Source organism: Saliphagus sp. GCM10025317, from assembly GCF_042663665.1.
Taxonomy (GTDB): Archaea; Halobacteriota; Halobacteria; order Halobacteriales; family Natrialbaceae; genus Natronosalvus.
In genome coordinates this window covers 61,986-77,972 of sequence record NZ_JBHTAQ010000006.1, presented here as the reverse complement: position 1 = coordinate 77,972, position 15,987 = coordinate 61,986, and the positions used below count along the sequence as shown (strand labels likewise).

At 66.8% G+C, this 15,987-nt stretch carries 18 protein-coding genes and 2 pseudogenes; 14 read left to right on the top strand and 6 right to left on the bottom strand.

Translation table 11 applies throughout. From position 1 onward, the window contains the following. Positions 1 to 337 precede the first annotated feature (337 nt). From ACFQS4_RS14545 to ACFQS4_RS14530, 4 genes are all read left to right on the top strand, one after another. Positions 338 to 541: a hypothetical protein gene (locus tag ACFQS4_RS14545; RefSeq protein ID WP_500193824.1), complete on the top strand. Its 204-nt coding sequence runs from the start codon at positions 338 to 340 to the stop codon at positions 539 to 541. A gap of 93 nt (positions 542 to 634) precedes the next feature. Beyond that, positions 635 to 949, top strand: coding sequence for a hypothetical protein (locus ACFQS4_RS14540; RefSeq protein WP_500193823.1), 315 nt, complete (start codon positions 635 to 637; stop codon positions 947 to 949). After that, positions 868 to 1,071 carry a GNAT family N-acetyltransferase gene (locus ACFQS4_RS14535; protein WP_500193835.1) on the top strand — a complete coding sequence of 68 codons (204 nt, stop codon included), beginning with the start codon at positions 868 to 870 and terminating at the stop codon, positions 1,069 to 1,071. The genes ACFQS4_RS14540 and ACFQS4_RS14535 overlap by 82 nt, the downstream gene beginning before the upstream one ends. Positions 1,072 to 1,266: 195 nt before the next feature. Further along, the gene (locus ACFQS4_RS14530) at positions 1,267 to 1,632 is read left to right on the top strand and encodes a hypothetical protein (protein ID WP_500193821.1); all 366 of its coding nucleotides are present in this window, start codon (positions 1,267 to 1,269) and stop codon (positions 1,630 to 1,632) included. A 214-nt stretch (positions 1,633 to 1,846) separates the two neighbouring features. Here the strand turns inward: ACFQS4_RS14530 and ACFQS4_RS14525 are convergent. From ACFQS4_RS14525 to ACFQS4_RS14510, 4 genes and pseudogenes are all read right to left on the bottom strand, one after another. Beyond that, positions 1,847 to 2,050 (bottom strand): annotated as a pseudogene (locus ACFQS4_RS14525) (outer membrane protein assembly factor BamB family protein); the annotation flags it as partial. Beyond that, a complete protein-coding gene (locus ACFQS4_RS14520) occupies positions 2,047 to 3,036 on the bottom strand; it encodes an outer membrane protein assembly factor BamB family protein (RefSeq protein WP_500193819.1) in 990 nt (329 codons plus the stop codon). The gene ACFQS4_RS14520 and the pseudogene ACFQS4_RS14525, both read right to left, overlap by 4 nt. A 106-nt stretch (positions 3,037 to 3,142) precedes the next feature. Then, on the bottom strand, positions 3,143 to 4,489 hold the full coding sequence (locus ACFQS4_RS14515) for a tryptophanase (RefSeq protein ID WP_500193816.1): 1,347 nt from the start codon (positions 4,487 to 4,489) through the stop codon (positions 3,143 to 3,145). A 169-nt stretch (positions 4,490 to 4,658) separates the two neighbouring features. Then, positions 4,659 to 5,123: a hypothetical protein gene (locus tag ACFQS4_RS14510; protein WP_497902089.1), complete on the bottom strand. Its 465-nt coding sequence runs from the start codon at positions 5,121 to 5,123 to the stop codon at positions 4,659 to 4,661. A gap of 113 nt (positions 5,124 to 5,236) precedes the next feature. Here ACFQS4_RS14510 and ACFQS4_RS14505 point away from each other — a divergent pair, with 113 nt between their 5' ends. From ACFQS4_RS14505 to ACFQS4_RS14485, 5 genes are read left to right on the top strand one after another with little or no spacing between them, the layout of a single operon-like run. Then, on the top strand, positions 5,237 to 6,331 hold the full coding sequence (locus ACFQS4_RS14505; RefSeq protein WP_497902090.1) for an RAD55 family ATPase: 1,095 nt from the start codon (positions 5,237 to 5,239) through the stop codon (positions 6,329 to 6,331). A 25-nt stretch (positions 6,332 to 6,356) separates the two neighbouring features. Further along, complete coding sequence (gene rnhB / locus ACFQS4_RS14500; RefSeq protein ID WP_497902091.1) at positions 6,357 to 7,061, top strand: ribonuclease HII; 705 nt, start codon at positions 6,357 to 6,359, stop codon at positions 7,059 to 7,061. Between the two features lie 26 nt (positions 7,062 to 7,087). Further along, positions 7,088 to 7,684 (top strand): class I SAM-dependent methyltransferase, encoded by a 597-nt coding sequence (locus ACFQS4_RS14495; protein ID WP_497902092.1) that lies wholly within the window; start codon positions 7,088 to 7,090, stop codon positions 7,682 to 7,684. Positions 7,685 to 7,721: 37 nt separating this feature from the next. After that, positions 7,722 to 8,210, top strand: a complete 489-nt coding sequence (locus ACFQS4_RS14490) for a DUF5810 domain-containing protein (RefSeq protein ID WP_497902093.1) — start codon at positions 7,722 to 7,724, stop codon at positions 8,208 to 8,210. Positions 8,211 to 8,235: 25 nt separating this feature from the next. Then, positions 8,236 to 8,646 (top strand): DUF5809 family protein, encoded by a 411-nt coding sequence (locus tag ACFQS4_RS14485; protein ID WP_497902094.1) that lies wholly within the window; start codon positions 8,236 to 8,238, stop codon positions 8,644 to 8,646. A 258-nt stretch (positions 8,647 to 8,904) separates the two neighbouring features. Here ACFQS4_RS14485 and ACFQS4_RS14480 read toward each other — a convergent pair whose 3' ends face one another. Next, positions 8,905 to 9,225, bottom strand: a complete 321-nt coding sequence (locus ACFQS4_RS14480; RefSeq protein ID WP_497902095.1) for a hypothetical protein — start codon at positions 9,223 to 9,225, stop codon at positions 8,905 to 8,907. A gap of 208 nt (positions 9,226 to 9,433) precedes the next feature. On the opposite strand from ACFQS4_RS14480, the gene ACFQS4_RS14475 reads away from it, so the two are divergent. The 3 genes and pseudogenes from ACFQS4_RS14475 to ACFQS4_RS14465 form a co-directional block, all read left to right on the top strand. Further along, positions 9,434 to 9,865 (top strand): hypothetical protein, encoded by a 432-nt coding sequence (locus ACFQS4_RS14475; protein ID WP_497902096.1) that lies wholly within the window; start codon positions 9,434 to 9,436, stop codon positions 9,863 to 9,865. Then, the gene (locus tag ACFQS4_RS14470; RefSeq protein WP_500193833.1) at positions 9,855 to 10,442 is read left to right on the top strand and encodes an NUDIX hydrolase; all 588 of its coding nucleotides are present in this window, start codon (positions 9,855 to 9,857) and stop codon (positions 10,440 to 10,442) included. The genes ACFQS4_RS14475 and ACFQS4_RS14470 overlap by 11 nt, the downstream gene beginning before the upstream one ends. A gap of 50 nt (positions 10,443 to 10,492) precedes the next feature. Then, positions 10,493 to 10,840: pseudogene (locus tag ACFQS4_RS14465) on the top strand (rhodanese-like domain-containing protein); the annotation flags it as partial. Between the two features lie 618 nt (positions 10,841 to 11,458). Here ACFQS4_RS14465 and yciH read toward each other — a convergent pair. Further along, positions 11,459 to 11,752, bottom strand: a complete 294-nt coding sequence (yciH, locus tag ACFQS4_RS14460; protein ID WP_253431440.1) for a stress response translation initiation inhibitor YciH — start codon at positions 11,750 to 11,752, stop codon at positions 11,459 to 11,461. Between the two features lie 174 nt (positions 11,753 to 11,926). Between yciH and ACFQS4_RS14455 the strand changes: the two genes are divergently transcribed. Beyond that, positions 11,927 to 12,346 (top strand): PPC domain-containing DNA-binding protein, encoded by a 420-nt coding sequence (locus ACFQS4_RS14455; RefSeq protein ID WP_500193813.1) that lies wholly within the window; start codon positions 11,927 to 11,929, stop codon positions 12,344 to 12,346. 1 nt (position 12,347) lies between these two features. Continuing rightward, entirely contained in the window at positions 12,348 to 15,929 is a 3,582-nt protein-coding gene (locus ACFQS4_RS14450) for a DNA polymerase II large subunit (RefSeq protein ID WP_500193811.1), read from the top strand. The last annotated feature ends 58 nt before the right edge of the window (positions 15,930 to 15,987 follow it).

The window sequence follows — 15,987 nt, the reverse complement described above, 5'->3', positions numbered from 1 at the left end:
CGCTCGTCTCGAGGACGGTCGCCTCGGATCGGGCGTCACTGTGAGCCAGGTCACCGGCTCCGGCACGTCGTAGGTGACGACCGCCTCGAACTCGCCGGAGGAGTCGGGTCGCTGGTGCAGGACGACGGATTCGCGAATCAGGTCGGGTTCGGCACTCGCGGTCTCGGGATGGCGTTCGTGGCCGCGCTTGAGTCGACGGTCGCAGTCGCGCCTGTTGCGGTCAACCCGTCGACGTCAGTCGCGTCCGCTGCGAGCGACCTCGACGAAACGGCAGCCGGTCCGCTATCTGGTGCCTCGAGCCCCAAACCGACCGCGTTCGCGCCGGAGGTCTCGAGCGATGGAGACGGGGACGCGGACGCTGACTGGCGGCGAATGCACCCGCACCGACGCTCGCGGGAACGCTTCCGAGGACGAGTACGATCAGGAGGGCAGCGACGAACCGGCGTGTCACACGTCTCCTTCTCTCCCGCGCGAGCAAGACTGTTCTGGCTTCCTGACGGTCAGTCGATACACGTTCTGCATCCTGACGGCCCGTCGATGAAAGCCGGGCCGTTTTCGTTCCCGAGAACGTAGCCCGCGCCGTGTACGAGCGACCCGCCACCGCCCGAACGGATAGCGAGTCGGAGGGGCTCCCGTGACCGATCGCCGCGTCCGACGGGCGACGTCGGACGACGCCCTGGCCGTCCGTCGACTCGTCGACGGCGCGTTGCTCGAGGTCGGCGACGTCGAGTCGCGAATCGACGACGGTGACGTCCTGGTCGCGACAGAACCGCGATCGGTGGGTACCGGCGAGACGCGGCGGGTCCTCGGCGCGGTCGTCCTCGAGACGCCGGTTCGAGGCGAAACGAAGGGGCACACGTCGCGGCGATCGCCGTCCACCGACGTCACCGCGGACGTGGGATCGGAACCGACCTGCTCGAGGCGGCGCTCGAGCAAGCGGGCGTGCTAACGGCGAACTTCGATGCGGACGTGCGACCGTTTTACGAGTCGCTCGGATTCGACGTCGAATCGATCACGGAGGGACGGTATCGCGGGGTGAAACGACGTTCGGGGGCACGACACAACGGCTGAAGGAGCCGAGGTCATCGCGACTTCGGTGAGGATCAATCCGGGCGGAGTGTAGCCGACGACTACGTGCTCGATCACCGTTACCTGATACCTCCGACAGGAACCCGATCCTCGAGTGTGGCGGCTGACACGCCCGCCTGTCAGTGATAGCGATCATGCTCACATTTTATACCGGCGAGTGTGGTAGGTGGCCCCGGCATGAACCCCAGACAACTCCTCACCGGTGATCCCAAGCGGAGCTCGATGCTCTACCTCGGGATCGGCGCCATCTCGCTGCTGAAAGCGCTGGCGGTCCGCAACGACAAGCGACGCTTCAAACGCGAACTACTCGACGCCGCCCTGTTCCTCGGCGTCGGAATCGCGCTGCGCAAGTACGGCAGCCTCAGAGAGCAGAAACAACAGGAACTGCGCGAGTCAGTCCCCGACGTGCTCCTCCAGGCGCTCGAGGGCGACGGGAGCGGCGACGACTTCGCGTCGATGGCGAAGAAACGGTTCGGCCGCGAGTCGGAGCCGGAACCCGAACCCTCGCTGCGGGCTCGAGCGACGGGCTTCGTTCGCTCGTAGACTCGTAGAAGCGTAGAAGCGTAGAATCGCCTCGAGAAAGGACCGAAGAAGCGCACCACCGTTTTTCAGGCTTCGACGAGCTTGTAGGCACCCCGTCGGTCTCGCCGTCCTCGGGAGCGGGCGCCCGCTCGGCGTAGTAGATGGCGCCGTCGACGACCAGCGGCGTGCTCGTGACGACGCCGTCGTGGTCGACGTGCCAGACTTCCTCGCCGGTCTGTTTCTCGACGGCGTACAGCGTCCGGTCCTTCGAGCCGAAGACCACCCGGTCGGCACACACCGTCGGGCACCCGGTGAGCGCACTGTCGGTTCCGAAGCGCCAGTGCTCCTCGCCGGTGGCGGCGTCGAGCGCGTAAAGGTTGCCGTCGTGACTCCCAGCGAAGACGACTCCGAGGCTCGGGTCGATCCCTGGGCCCGTCATCGAAAGCCCGCCCGTCTCGACCGACCAGTCCTCGGTGCCGTCCTCGAGGTCGACCCGGTAGATGCGCTGGTCCCACGAGCCGAAGTAGGCCCCGCCGTCGTAGGTGGCGATCGGTCCCTTGATCTCGCCGTCGGTGTCGTTGTCGGGGTCGGTCTCGAACGTCCACTCGAGTTCGAGGTCTGGATACTGCCACCCATAGAGCACGCCGTCGTTGGCGCCGACGACCAGCCGGCCGGCGTTGGGGTCGATCGCGGGCGTCGAGTGGGGGTGGTCGGTGGGCGGCTCTCGGCGTCCTCCCACAGCACCTCGCCGGTGTCGGGGTCGACGGCGAACATGCTGCCCTCGGGGTCGGGATACTCGACGGCCACGAAGACGCGGTCGCCGTCAAATACCGGGCTCGAGCCGATCGACCCGCCCAGCTTCTCGGCCCACACCTCGTCGCCCGTCTCGAGGTCGAACGCGTAGAGGACGCCGTCGTAAGCACCGATGAAGACGGTATCTGCGGTGACGACGGCCGTCCCGTGGATGCCGTTGCCGTCCGTCTCGGTGTCGGCTTCCCACAGCACTTCGCCATCGGCGGTGAGCGCCGTGACGATGCCAGTGTCGCCCGGCATCACGAGACCACCGTCTGACGTCGGCGTCGCGCTCGCTTTCGCCGCGCTGTGATCGCCAGTGTTTACCTCTGGGAGGCGCCAGGCCTGCTCGACCGCGTCGGGGATCGTCTCCTGGGGACGATATCCCCAGTTCTCGAGCGAGTCCCGAAACTGGGCGACATTGTCGGGGTACGTCGCCTCGAGCGGGTCGTCGATGGGGTCGATCAGGGGGTCGTCTTCGGTGTCGTTGCCGTTACCGTTGCCGTTCCCGTCACGATTACCGGCGTTCGGCGTCGGATCGTCGGATTCCGACTGGTCGAGACAACCAGCGGTTGCCGCCGCGAGACTCGCGCCGCTGAGTCGGAGGACGCGTCGTCGGGAGAGGCCTTGCATTACGAGAGCAGTTTTACTCGAGTGGCATGAACGTTCGCCTCGAGCGCCTCGGTGCGCTCACCGGTGGTAATCTCAAAGTGACCGACGACCGTCCGCGAGCGGAGGGCTACCTGGACGTCGGCTCGAGTTCGGCCGTGAAGTGACGGAGTTCGGGTACCTCGGGTTCGGTTTTGATCTCGAGGCCCGTCGCCTCGTCGGCCCGCTCGAGGACGGCCGCGGCCGCATCGGCAACGTGCTCGAAGTGCTCGCGGTGGTAGGTCCGGCGGGGGACCGCCAGCCGGACGAGTTCTGGACGGTCAGTGCCGGGGAACGCGAAGCTCCCGAGTTCGACGCCGCGAACGCCGCCCTCACGGTAGAGTTCACAGACCAGCACCTGCCCGGGGAAGTCGCTCGACTCGAGGTGCGGGAAGACGGCCTCGGCGTCGAGGTAGACCGCGTGGCCGCCGGTGGGCGTGTAGACGGGGACGTCGCGGTCCTCGAGCAGGCTCGCGAGTGTCCGAATGCTCTCGACGCGGTCGGCGACGTAGGCCTCCTCGACGGCTTCCCGGAGGCCGACCGCCAGGGCCTCCATGTCCCGGCCGGCCATGCCGCCGTAGGTCGGGAAGCCCTCGTAGAGGATCGCCCGCTGTTTGCAGCGGTCGGCCAGCGCCTCGCCCTGGGTGGCGACGAACCCGCCAACGTTCGAGAGGCCGTCTTTCTTGCCGCTCATCACCAGCGCGTCGGCGTACCCCAGTTGTTCGCGGGCGACGTCGGCGACCGACGCTTCGGCGTACTCAGCTTCGCGCTCGGTGACGAAGTAGGCGTTCTCCGCGAAGCGACAGGCGTCGACGACGAACGTGGCGTCGATCTCGTCGGCGAACTCGGCGACCCGGCGGGTGTTCTCGACGCTCACCGGCTGACCCGCCGCCGAGTTGTTCGTGATCGTCTGGATCACCACGGGGACGCGGTCGGCGCCCACCTCCTCGACGACCTCGCGGCCGCGTTCGATCGAGAAGTCGCCCTTGAAGTCGCCCGGGGCCCCGGGGTCGGTCGCGACCTCGACCGGGCAGTCGACCGGGTCGGCGCCCTGGTTGGCGACGTGGGCCCGCGTCGTGTCGAAGTGCGTGTTGTTCAGGGCGACGTCCCCCTCCTCGAGCAGGGTGCCGTAGAGGACGTTCTCGGCCCCGCGCCCCTGGTGGGCCGGGACGACGTGGGAAAAGCCCATGACGTCGGCCACCGCGGCCTCGAGCCGTCGGAAGCTCTTCGACCCGGCGTAAGACTCGTCGCCCCGGATCAGGGCGGCCCACTGGTCCTCGCTCATCGTTCCCGTCCCGCTGTCGGTCAGCAGGTCGATGAACACGTTCTCGGCGTCGAGGTTGAAGACGTTGTAGCCCGCCTCCTCGAGTGCGCGTTCGCGCTCGCCGCGAGAAGGGAGGTCGATCGGTTCGACCATCGTCGACTTGTAGTGTACCATATCCCGTTCTGAGGCGCGGCGATAGTTCAATGCATCTGCGGGTTTCTGGGGCTATCCGCCCCGAACGTACACCGGGCGACGAATCGGGGCTTCGAAGCACGTCCCGTAGTCGCGGGAGGTGGCCCGGTCGGCACGCTCGAGACGCCGACCAGTCAAAGTAGGCCCGCAATCAGGGCTCGAGGCGATACCGGACCGTCCGCGCGCCGTCGAACCGAGGACCCGACCCGGTGTCACCGAAGCCGAGTTCCTCGGCGGCCTCCTCGACTGCTCCGTGGCCGTCCGGAACGAGTACTTCGACGGCCATCCCTTCACACTCGGCGAAGCGAACGGGTTCGGCCAGCAGGCGCTCGCAGGCGGCCTCGGTGCCGTCGATCTGGGTGACGTGGACGGTGTCGCCCTGGGCGTCGAAGCTGACGAATCCGAGGAGGTCCTCGGGATTGGACTTGCCGTACTGCGAGGCGTCCGCGTCGCTCGCGTCGTCCGCAGGTGGGACGTCGGCGTTCGGGTCGTGAGTACCGTCCTCGGCCACGCGCACCGTCCGGTCGTGGACGAGGTTCCGGGCCACGTCGGTCGGAGCGTCGGCGATGGCGGCAATCGCGTCGGCATCGGCCTCGAGGGCATCCCGTACGTTCATTACTGTTTGTCAATGCCACGCACGAATATAAATCCGACGAGCCACGGACACCGCCGCTACGACCCACTGTCGACGCGCGCACATTCTTGTGCCAGGGAGGCAAAACGCACCGCATGAACGACGCGTCGGCGACGGACGAGACTCGCTGTGCGTTCTGTGGACACGCGTGCCCACTCGAGCCGGTTACCGGAGACGGCGAGGGAGCGGACCCGGACCGGGTCTTCTGCTCGCGCGCCTGCCGCGACGCCTTTCGGGAGAACGAAGACGGGTCCCGGAAAGAAAACGGACACCGAACGCTCGAGACGGGCGTCGCCGCTCTCGAGGCGAGCCTCCCGCAGGGGCTCCCGCGAAACTCGTTCGTCCTCCTGGTGGGCAACTCCGGAACCCGCGAGGAGGCCATCCAGGCCGAACTGGTCTGGCGCGCGCTCGAGCGCGACGAACCGGCGATCGTGGTGGCGTTCACCGAACCACCCACGTCGGTCGTCGAGAACTTCCTCGCGATGGACTGGAACGTCCTCCCCTACCTCGAGTCCGGCCAGCTTCGCGTCCTCGACTGCTTTACCTCCAGGATGGACGACCCCGAGCGCCTTCACGACCGGATGACCGAGTGGAATACCCACCTGCGGCGCGTCGTCGAGCCGCAGACGGCCACCGTCCGCGATCCGGGCGACGCCCACGAGGTGCTGAACGTCCTCGACAACGGCCTCGAGGACCTCGAGATGATCGAGACGGGGCTGGTCGTCGTCGACTCCATCGCGGAGTTCGCCTCGCTCGTCCAGCCCGTCCAGGCCTACGACTTCGTCCGGGACGCCCGCGCCGAGGTCTGCAAAGGCCGGTTCGTGCCGCTGATCGCCGGGGGAACGGTCGCGGGCGGCGAGGAAGTCTTCCCCCGGAACCTCGCGTACGCCGTCGATGGTGTGGTCGACCTCGCGCTCGACAACTCGATCGTCGAGGACACGCTCTTTCGTCGGCTCCGGGTGCGCAAGCTCCGAGGCGTTCTCGCGATCAGCGAGTGGCACACCTACGAGTACACGAGCGGACTCGGCATGGTGACCTTCGATCCGCTTGAGGAACTCGAGGGCGACCACGATGACGGTGACAGTGGTGGAGAATCGGACGATGGGACGAGCGGGACGAACGATCCGCGAGACGACGTCGGTGGAAGCGAACACATCGACGAGCCCAACGTCGAGGAACGGAACAGCTAACTGTTCCAGCCGAAATCCTCCGTCAATGCCCTTCGGTGTCGACGAGGCCGGCAAAGGCCCCGTCTTCGGGTCCATGTTCGCCGCCGCGGTCTGGGCCCCGACTCGAGACGCCCTCCCCGACGGCGTCGCCGACTCCAAGCGCCTCTCGCTGGAGCGACGGGAGACCCTGGCCGAGACCATCCGCGCGGACGCTCGACTTCGGGTCGGCGTCGCCGAAATTACCACCGACCGGATCGACGCCCCCGACACCGACATGAATGGCCTGGCCGTCGAGGCCCACGCGAGCGCGCTCGAGGGGGCCGTCGAGGCTTCCGGGGCTGCCGAGGCCGCCGGGGAGTCTCCATCCACCCTCGAGCACGGGGGAACGTCGGAACCGCCGGTCGTCCACTGCGACGCCTGCGACACCGACGCCGAGCGCTTCGCCCGCCGGGTCGCCGACGCCTGCGCCCTCGAGACCACGGTCGAGGCGACCCACGGCGCCGACGACGACGACCCGCTCGTGGGTGCCGCGAGCATCGTCGCCAAGGTCGAACGTGACGCCCACGTCGCCGCAATCGCCGACGAGTACGGCGAGGTCGGCAGCGGCTACCCTTCCGACCCGACCACGCGGGCGTTCCTGGAGGAGTACGTCGCGAGATGTGGAGCGTTGCCGCCGTTCGCCCGCGCGTCGTGGTCGACCTGCGCCGACGTGCTCGCCGACGCCGAACAGACCGGACTCGGGCAATTTTGACGTACCCCCGCCCGAAATACGCCGGCATGAGCGAAGACGACGTCGCTCGAACCCTGCGAACCTACGAATCGGACGCCGACGCCTACGTCGAGAAGTACCGAACCGAGTCGGTGCTCGCCCGGTACGGCGAGGCGTTCCTCGAGGCGCTCGAGACCACCGGCGGACAGCGCGTTCTGGACGTCGGCTGTGGCCCCGGCGTGGACTCGGCGGCGCTCGAGGCCCGCGGATACGACGTCGTCGGTCTGGATCTGACCGAGTCGTTCCTCCGGGCGGCGACGGAGGACGTCCCTTCGGCGTCGTTCCTCCGGGGCGACATGCGCGCACTCCCGGTCGCGACCGGCGCGGTCGAGGGCCTCTGGGCGTGTGCGTCATTTCTCCACGTCCCCCGGGCGGACGCGCCCGCGACGCTCCGCGAGTTCCGACGGGTGCTCGACACCGACGGCGTCCTGTACCTCTCCGTAAAGAGACCCGACCTGGCCGCCCGCGACGAGAGCGACCGCCACTTCGAGCCATACCAGCCGAGAGCGGTCCACGACCTGCTCGAGACGGCCGGCTTCGAACGGGTGACGGTGACCGAACTGGACGGGTGGGTCTCCGCACTGGCCCGCACGCCCGCCCGATAGCAATCGACTTTTTGGGTCCCGCGTCGTAGCGCGATTCATGGGATACGTCTGTCCAATCTGTGAGGCGGGCGTCACCGACGGCCGCCAGCTCGCCGACCACCTCGCGGTCACCGCGTCGCTCGGCCGCACGGCTCACCTCGAGTGGCTCGAGGAGCACGTCCCCGACTGGGGCTCGAGAACGCGAGACGAACTCGCCGACGCCGTCACCCCGCACGCGCTCGAGGTGGAGTTACCGGTCTCGGAAGACGCTTCCGAGGGGCCAAGGGTGCAGTCGGGGCGGGGGGCGAACGCGAGGAACCAGAGAGGCCCGAAGGGCCCCAGACTCGAGGACGCCATCGCCCAGCAGGCACAGGAACCGGGGCGCGGAGACGTGACCACCGAAACCAGGGACGTCCTCGAAGAGGCGAGGGCGTTGACGGCTCGAATGGAGGGCGACGGGCGGCGCGGGTCGAGCGCCGGCAACGGGGAATCGCCCGTCGAAGACGAGCACGAAGACGAGACCGGAAACGAAAACGAAAACGCGTAACTGTCCTCTCGCCAACCGTCTCGACATGCACACCGTCGGTACCTTCGCCCCCGGCACCCTCGAGGACGCGAGCGAGCAGTACGAATTGGTCGGTCCCGCCGCCCAGACCGTCGTCCGCGAGGTCGCCAAATCCATGGACTTCGACCGCGAGGAGTACGCCGACCGCGTCTCGAGAGACGTAGTGGAGACGGCTCGAGACGCCCTGTTCGCGAGTTTGCTCGAGGTTCGCGTCGGCACCCGCAAGGAGTACGAGGACTGGCGCGAGGCGTACGACGGCGAGGTGATCGAGGCGGGAAGCGAGCACGTCGACCACGTGGTCTGGCACGCCGCCCCGACCGGCGAGGCCGTCGCCGCGACCTTTCAAGAGAAGGAGGAGGCCGCCATCGCGACGCTTCGGCGTCAGGCGTTCGGCCGACTGTACCGTGACCAGCTATAGGATCTTTTCAAGTGTCGCATCGGCCACCGGGTGGACGTAGCGCGTCATCTGGTGAGAACGTTCGAGCGAACCATCCCGGGTGAGCGGCGAAGAGCGCGTGCACCAGCGTCTCGAGATCACGGCGTTCGTGGAGTGACGCGACGAGTGATCGTGGCCATCGCTCTCAGGGGGTTGCTATACGAATCGAAAGGGGTTGCTGCACGAGAGGAAGGCGGCTTCGCGTAACGACGCGGAGACCGGCGTCCGTAGGGACGGCAATCAGGACGAGTTTGGACCTGAACCCGAATCCGGATCCGAGCGGAAATTCGAATCCGAACGCGACCCCAAGTCCGAACTCGAGTCGTCGACCACCTCGAACGTCGTTCCGCCGCACCGGCAGCCCTCTCGTCGCCCTATCGGGCGAATTTTTTCGTCGGACCACCGCTCCGCCGCGTACGCCGCCCCGCAAGACGTACAGATCGCTGCGACTTTCTGCACGCGTTCACGCTCGTGATCGCTGTCGACGCCATCTTCGTCTTCACCTGCGACTTCGTCTGACGCCGGTTCGGCGGCGTCGTCTCCCGCAACCTGGTCGTCCATGTGGGCCCCTAGAGGGGCCACAACGGGATAGCAATCATGCGGTGACCTCGAGGGTATTTATATAAGCGTGCTGGCGCGTTTCACGGCCTGCGTTCGCTATCACTTGCGCGAGAGCGTTCTCGAGACGACGGAGCGCCGGCGGAAGCCAACGGAACCCGACGAAGCAACGACGAAACGCGTATCCTCCGTCGGTCCCGAATGTCGAATAATGCGTCGACGGACCCTCCTCCTCGTTTCGGCCTTCGTACTCGTGCCACTCGTCCTCTTGGTCGCCCTCGGCGCCGTCCCCGCGCTGATCGGCGGCGGGGACGTCTACTACGTGGTCGCGAACGAGGTCGACCTCGAGGATGGGGAACCGCCAGAGGCGAACGTCACGGGTACGATCGCCGCTGAGAACCTCTCGGAGAACCGCTTCCCGTACACGACGGGCGCGCTCGAGGACGGTCGCTCGGCGGCCTACGAAGAGGGGCGATTCGGCTTCGAGTCGGCGTTCACGCACACGCCGTTCGACGAGTTCTCCGAGTTCGAGACGTGGAACCGCGCAGCGACCGACCCCGAGGCAGACGTGGTCTACCTCGAGCGAAACGGTACCTACTACCGCCTCGAGATCACACCAGCTAGCGATGTCGATGGACCCTGACGACACGGACGACGGGGGTGCCGACGCCAACTCGGGAACCACCGAGGATGCACCGGCGTGGCCCGTGCTCGAGTCGCAGACCGAGTACGAAACCGGCTGGTACGACGGCGGCTACGATCTGGTTGAACAGCCCAATGGCTCCGAGAAGCGCTACTACTGGGCCGACCTCCCCCCGGCAGTGGTGATCGTCGCCGCGACCGACGAGTCGATCCTGTTCGTCGAGCAGTACCGCCCCGCGATTCGAGAGACGCACCTCGAGTTGCCCGCGGGTATCGTCGAGGACGGCGAGTCCTACACCGCCGCGGCCGCGCGCGAACTCGAGGAGGAAACCGGCTTTCGCCCCTCGAGTCTCGCCCTCTTGCAGGAGTACCGCGTCGCGACGGGCGTCCTTCGCCACGACCGCGGCGTGGTCTACGCGGAGGGACTCGAACCCGGCGAGCGCGACCTGGACGGCAACGAGTTCCTCGAGGTGCGGACGATTCCGAAGGGCGAGGCGCTGGCTCGAGCGCGCGAGCACCCGGCGAACGACTCGACGCTGAGCGCACTGTTGCTGGCCCGCGAGGACGGGTTGCTCTAGGGACCAAGAGCATCGTTTAACCCGCTCGAGACCCAACCCCGACCAACACGATGGACGGCGAAATCTCCACCGACGACGTCTCGGCACTGCTCGAGTCCGACGCCGACGTGCGGATCGTCGACATTCGCGACCAGGCGAGCTTCAAACGTGGCCACATTCCCGGCAGCGAGAACGTCCCGTTTCACGAGATAACAGCGAAAATCGAGGACTTCGACGACGCTGACCGGATCGTCACCGTCTGCCCGCACGGGCAGGCGAGCGTTCAGGCGGCACGGCTCATCGGCTCCTACGAGGGGAGCGCGGACGCCCGCGTCGAGAGCATGGTCGGGGGACTCGAGGCCTGGGCCAAGGCCTACGAGTTGGCGGCCGACGACGGCGAGGACAGCGAGGGCAGCGAGGGCAACGAGCGAGACGGGCGAGGTGAGCGAGACGAGGACGACGAACGCGAACACAGTACTCGAGGGAACGCTGACTCGAGCGCGCCGTTCTGATTCTGCGACCGGAGATCGACTCGCGGTCGCCGCAGGGTAATCACTGTACCAGTCCCCGAACCGACCTGGCGGACGCGACTCGAGTGAGGCGAGACGCGGATGACGACCACCCCGTTGTAACGACCCTGACTATGACGGCCGAACAACCATCCCTGTGAATGATTCACATACGAATGGTCTGGTTCCGCATCGCACCACAATGGGACAGACCGTCAGGATTTCAGCGGGCTGAGAGCCGTATCAGCACCCGGCCACACCCCCCACGTGGCCGGTTTTGCTGTCGGCGTATTCGAATCCTCGAGAGAGTGGTTTGAAGACGACGTCGTTACTCGAGGTACCGGTCCGAAGACGACACTGCTACTCGAGTTGTACGACTCGAGGCGTGTTCGGACGCGTCGCACGAAAAACGGGAGAGCGGCGTCGCTGCTCGAGGCCCTCGTCGAAACGAAAAACCGCACCGCAGGCGCTAGTTTCGTTCGGTTCGCGACCCGCCATGGATCGGAAGTCCGGTCAGAGCATCGACGGTCAGGCGACGTTGAATCCGCGATCGCGGAGGAAGTCCTCGATGCGGCCGCGGTGGTTGCCCTGGAGTTCGATGTGACTGTCCTCGACGGTACCGCCACAGGCGAACTTCGATTTCAGATCCGACGACAGACTGTCGAGATCGACGTCTTTGGGGTCGAATCCTTCGATGACCGTTACCTCTTTACCGTATCTGCGCTCGTCAATGCGGATGGTGAGTTGCTGCTGGCCCTTGGCCACGTCCTCGCAGACGCAGAGTTCCTGGGGCAGCCCGCACGTCGAGCAGACTTCCGACATTACGTTCGCCCGTACGGAATGAGCATATTAAACACTATCGGGACCGCAACCGACTTCCGACTCTCGTGACCGCAACCGTCTTCGGCCTCCAGCAGTCGGACGCTCGACCCACCGCTGCCCGAAGCTGCCTGACAACCGATGGGATTTTCCCGTCTGCGCGTCCAGGGTGTTGGCATGAACTATCGCGCAGTCGAACCGACGGGAGAGTACGTCGCCAGCCTCGACCACGGCGCCGACTGGCGGGCCGAGATCGAGTCGCTCGCGACCGAGGTCGACGCCGACGCCGCCTGGTTCACCGCCCTCGGCGCCGTCCAGGACGCCGAAATCTGGTTCTACGACCAGGACACCCTCGAGTACGAACCCGTGACCTTCGACGAACCGCTCGAGGTAGCCAGTTGCGTGGGGAACGTCTCCTGGCTGGAGGGAGACCGGTTCGCCCACACCCACGCCGTCCTCTCGCGACCCGACGGTACGGCCCTCGCGGGCCACCTGAACGCCGCGACCGTCTTCGCGGGCGAAGTGTACATGCGCACCTTCGAGGAGCCCCTCGAGCGCGAGCACGACGAGACCACCGACCTCGACCTCTGGCTCTAACATGCGGGCCGAGGACGAGCGCTACTTCGAGACGCTCGAATCCCAGCTCGAAGAGGCCATGGACGTCGCCGAAACCGCCAAGCAGCGAGGCGACGACCCGAAGCCAGAAGTCGAGATTCCGGTCGCGAAAGACATGGCCGACCGCGTCGAGAACATCCTCGGGATCGACGGCGTCGCCGAGCGCGTGCGCGAACTCGAGGGCCAGATGTCCCGCGAAGAGGCCGCCCTCGCGCTCGCGGAAGACTTCGCCGACGGTTCCGTCGGTGACTACGAGACGAAAGCCGGGAAGGTCGAGGGCGCGGTCCGGACGGCCGTCGCGCTCCTGACCGAGGGGGTCGTCGCGGCACCGATCGAGGGGATCGACAAGGTCGAGATCCTCACCAACGACGACGGCACCGAGTTCGTCAACGTCTACTACGCTGGCCCGATCCGGTCAGCGGGCGGGACCGCCCAGGCACTCTCGGTGCTGGTCGCGGACTACACCCGCGCGCTGGTCGGGCTCGAGACCTACGAGGCCCGTCAGGAGGAGATTGAACGCTACGCCGAGGAGGTCGGCCTCTACGACAAGGAGACCGGGTTGCAGTACTCCCCAAAGGACGAGGAGACGAAGTTCATCGCTAAACACCTCCCGATCATGCTCGACGGCGAGGCCACGGGCGACGAGGAGGTCTCGGGCTTTCGGGATCTCGAGCGCGTCGACACCAACTCCGCCCGCGGCGGGATGTGTCTGGTGATGGCCGAAGGGATCGCGCTGAAAGCCCCCAAGATCCAGCGCTATACGTCCCAGCTCGACGAAATCGACTGGCCGTGGCTCCAGGATCTGATCGACGGGACCTACTACGACGACGGTGCGTCAGCGAATGAAGGCGAGGACGAGGATGGAGGCGACGGCGGAGAAGGCGAGGGAGACGAGGAGACAAACGCTGACGACTCGAGTCCCGACTCCGAGGAAGACGATCGACCGTCGGGACCCCCGCGCGTCGAACCCGCCACGAAGTTCCTCCGGGACCTGATCGCCGGCCGCCCCGTCTTCTCACACCCCTGCGCCGAGGGCGGCTTCCGCCTGCGCTACGGCCGCGCGCGCAACCACGGCTTCGCGACCGCGGGCGTCCACCCCGCCTCGATGCACATTCTGGACGACTTCCTCGCGACGGGCACCCAGATCAAGACCGAGCGCCCCGGCAAGGCCGCCGGGGTGATTCCCGTCGACAGCATCGAAGGCCCCACCGTCCGCCTGGCCAACGGCGACGTCCGACAGATCGACGACGTCGAGGAGGCCCTCGAGGTCCGCAACGGGATCGAGAAGATCCTGGACGCCGGCGAGTACCTGGTCAACTACGGCGAGTTCGTCGAGAACAACCACGCGCTCGCGCCCGCCGCCTACGCCGTCGAGTGGTGGGTCCAGGACCTCGAGGCCGCCGGTGCGGACGTCCAGGCGCTCGAGGACGACCCCCGGATCGACCTCGAGGACCCGCCCGCCGAGCAGGTCCTCGAGTGGGCGCTCGAGTACGACGCCCCGCTCCATCCGAAATACACCTACCAGTGGCACGACCTCTCGGTCGAGGCCTTCGTCGGGCTGGCCGAGGCCGTCAGCGACGGAACGGTCGAGGATGGGGGCGCAGGTGGCGAGACGCTCGTCCTCGAGCACACCGACGCCGTCCGCGAGGCGCTCGAGACCATCGTCGTCGAACACCGCCAGCGCCCCGACCGGATCGAGGTCGACGACTGGGAGCCGTTCGTTCGCAGTCTGGGACTGACAGTGGATCTGGAGCGCACCTGGTCACTCGAAGACCTGAGCGAGCGCGCTCGCGCGTGGGGCGTACACGAAGACGGCGACAACGCCATCGAGGCGGTCAACGAGGTCGCCTCCTTCACGGTTCGGGAGCGCGCGCCGACCCGCATCGGCACGCGGATGGGTCGGCCCGAGAAGTCCGAGCGCCGGGACCTCAGCCCGCCCGTCCACACCCTCTTTCCCATCGGCGAGGCCGGCGGCGCCCAGCGCAACGTCGCCGACGCCGGAAAGTACGCCGAGACGATGAGCGACACGCCCGGCGTCGTCGAACTCGAGATCGGCCGCAAGCGCTGCGAGGCCTGCGGCGAGGAGACGTTCAAGAACCGCTGTCCGGAGTGCAACGAGCGGACCGTCCCAGACTACGAGTGCCCCTCCTGTGAGTCCCGGGTCGACCCGGACGAGGCGGGCCGCGTCGAGTGCGACCGCTGTGAGATCGAGGCCACCTGCGTCGAGTACACCGAGGTCGACGTCCACGAGGTCTACCGAGACGCCCTCGAGGCCGTCGGTGAGCGCGAGAACGCCTTCGAGATCCTCAAGGGCGTGAAGGGACTCACCTCGACGACCAAGGTGCCGGAGCCGATGGAGAAGGGCATCCTTCGGGCGAAACACGACGTCTCGACGTTCAAAGACGGCACCGTCCGCTACGACATGACCGACCTCCCCGTGACGGCCGTGCGGGCCAGCGAACTCGACGTGACGGTCGGCCAGCTCGAGGCGCTGGGCTACGAGGAGGACGTCCACGGCGAACCGCTGACCCACGCCGATCAGCTGGTCGAGCTCAAGGTCCAGGACATCGTCCTCTCGGACGGCGCGGCCGAGCACATGATGCAGACCGCCGATTTCATCGACGACCTGCTCGCGCAGTACTACGGGCTCGAGCCGTTCTACGAGATCGACGATCGCCAGGAGCTCGTCGGCGAGCTCGTATTTGGTATGGCACCGCACACCTCCGCGGCTACTGTCGGGAGAGTGATCGGTTTCACGAGCGCCGCCGTCGGCTATGCACACCCGTTTTTCCACGCAGCAAAAAGACGAAATTGCGACGGTGACGAGGACTGTGTCATGCTCCTCATGGACGGCTTGTTGAACTTTAGTATTAGTTTCTTGCCAGACAAACGAGGCGGGCGCATGGACGCTCCCCTCGTTATGTCCTCGAGAATCGACCCCTCCGAGATCGACGACGAGGCCCACAACATGGACGTCGTCTCCCGCTATCCCCGCGAGTTCTACGAGGCCACCCTCGAGCAGGCCGACCCGGGCGACGTGGAGGACATCGTCGAAATCGCCGAAGACACCCTGGGAACCGACCACGAGTACACCGGCTTCGGGCACACCCACGACACCACCGACATCGCCATGGGGCCGGACCTGTCGGCCTACAAGACGCTCGGGTCGATGATGGACAAGATGGACGCCCAGCTCGAGCTGGCGCGCAAACTCGAGGCCGTCGACGAGACGGACGTCGCCGAGCGGGTCATCGAGTACCACTTCCTGCCCGACCTCATCGGCAACCTGCGGGCGTTCTCGCGCCAGGAGACGCGGTGTCTCGACTGCGGGGAGAAGTTCCGACGGATGCCCCTGACCGAGGTCTGCCGGGAGTGTGGCGGCCGCGTCAATCTGACCGTCCACAAGGGGTCGGTCAACAAGTACATGCAGACCGCCATCGACGTCGCCGAGGAGTACGGCTGTCGGGACTACACCAAGCAACGGCTGGAAGTGCTCGAGAAGTCCCTCGAGAGCGTCTTCGAGAACGACAAGAACAAGCAAAGCGGCATCGCGGACTTCATGTGACCGCGGCTGGTGGTGAGCGACTCCGTTCGGACGTTCGTCGGATCAACTGCGCTTCTGT